This is a genomic window from Streptococcus sp. HMSC065H07 (genome assembly GCF_001837325.1).
In the GTDB taxonomy this organism is placed as follows: domain Bacteria; phylum Bacillota; class Bacilli; order Lactobacillales; family Streptococcaceae; genus Streptococcus; species Streptococcus salivarius_H.
The window spans coordinates 1-203 of the sequence record NZ_KV832057.1; the positions used below are offsets into that span (position 1 = coordinate 1).

General features: G+C 44.8%; 1 protein-coding gene. It reads right to left on the minus strand.

Annotated elements, in window-relative coordinates:
- Nucleotides 1-203, minus strand: a 203-nt coding sequence (locus HMPREF2637_RS10380) for a hypothetical protein (protein WP_141760050.1), incomplete at both ends; no start/stop codon positions are given.

Here is a 203-nt window from a genome sequence, read left to right on the forward strand (position 1 = left end):
GAAGTTGCAGGGTTTGCAGTTGGAACTGCTGGCACAACAGTTGGTGTGTAGGTCGCATCTGAAGTAATGGTTGCAGTCTTACCATTAGCATTTGTAATCGTAGCAGTTGCCTGAACAGTTACTCCTTTTGCAGTACCAACAAAGTCTTTTTCTGGCGTAAATGTTACTGCTCCAGTCGTTGGGTCGATAGTATAGCTACCTTC